This window comes from Nocardioides sp. GXQ0305, assembly GCF_050880345.1.
Lineage (GTDB): Bacteria > Actinomycetota > Actinomycetes > Propionibacteriales > Nocardioidaceae > Nocardioides.
Window position 1 is genome coordinate 1 of sequence record NZ_JBNYXG010000014.1, and the last position, 1,395, is coordinate 1,395.

The following is a 1,395-nucleotide window of genomic DNA, read 5'->3' on the forward strand; positions in this document are numbered from 1 at the left end:
AGTGTCAGTGGTGGCGGCTTGAATGGGTCCATGACCACCACCGCTCCCGTCGAGCTTCCGGACACCGCGTCCGGGGTGCTGGCGGCGGCCCGGTCCCGGCGGGCGGTGGCGGATCGGGCCGAGGCCGAGCTGCTGGAGCTGGCGGTGCAGTGGGCGGTCATCCATCCGGCCGAGACCGTCGATGACGCGGAGTCCTACCGGCTCCGCGGTGGCGGTGAGGCGCCGGTCGGGCTGGCCGGTCCGGGGGCGCCGCTGGTGGCGGAGTTCTGCGTGGCGGAGTTCGCCGCCGCGGTCGGTCTGGGGACCGAGGCGGGGAAGTACTACCTGGGCCACGCCCTGGAGCTGCGCTACCGCCTCCCGCGACTCTGGGGTCGGGTGACGACCGGTGCGCTGGCGCCGTGGAAGGCCCGCCGGGTCGCCGACCAGACCATCGGCCGTGCTCTCAACGTCGAGGCGGCGGCGTTCGTGGACACCCACGTCGCGCCGGTCGCGGGCCGGATCCGTCCGGCCCAGCTGGACCGGCTGGTCGACGAAGCAGTGGCCCGGTGCATGCCCGAGACCGCGGAGGCCGAACGCCGTCGCGCCTCGGATTCACGGCGGTTCGACATCGACCACGACCAGGTCTCCTTCGCCGGCACCAGCCTGGTCTCCGGGGAGCTGGACCTGGCCGACGCCCTGGACCTGGACGACGCGATCCGCGGCATCGCCGGCCAGCTGGCCGACCTCGGCTGCGCGGAGTCGCTGGACGTACGCCGCTCCCTGGCCGCCGGCGAGCTCGCCCGCCGCCAGCTCACCCTCGACCTGGTCCCGGAGGTTGAGGTGCGAGCGCAGCGAGCCTCGAAACCCCCGGTGCGCAAGACGGTGCTCCACCTCCACCTCACCGAGGCCGCCCTGACCGGCGGGGAAGGTGTCGGGCGGTGCGAGAACACGAGGTCCCCGGTCACCGTCGAGACCATCCGCGAGTGGTGCGGCCACCCCGACACCGACCTGGTGGTGAAGCCGGTGATCGACCTGGCCGACCACGTGCACGTCGATGCCTACGAGGTCCCCGACCGGATCGCCGAGCAGGTCGCGCTGCGGGACCACGCCTGCGTGTTCCCCCACTGCACCCGCCCCGCCCGGCGACTCCGACCCAACGGGCACGGCTGCGACACCGACCACGTGAGGCCCTACGACCCCGGCGGCCCGCCCGGGCAGACCTGCACCTGTCGGCTGGCGCCGCTGTGCCGCACCCACCACCGGCTCAAGACCCACGGCTCTTGGACTTACACCGCGATCGAGCCCGGGACCTACCTGTGGACCAGCCCGCACGGCCACCAGTACCTCCGCGACCACACCGGCACCCGCGACGTCTCCGTCGACCGCCGGCCACCACCCCGAGATTGACCCCGCCCC

The 1,395-nt window shown here is 73.8% G+C and carries 1 protein-coding gene; it reads left to right on the top strand.

The window, feature by feature from the left end:
- Nucleotides 1-30 precede the first annotated feature (30 nt).
- Nucleotides 31-1,386 (top strand): HNH endonuclease signature motif containing protein, encoded by a 1,356-nt coding sequence (locus ACQ1X7_RS19735; RefSeq protein WP_432479949.1) that lies wholly within the window; start codon nucleotides 31-33, stop codon nucleotides 1,384-1,386.
- Nucleotides 1,387-1,395: the final 9 nt, after the last annotated feature.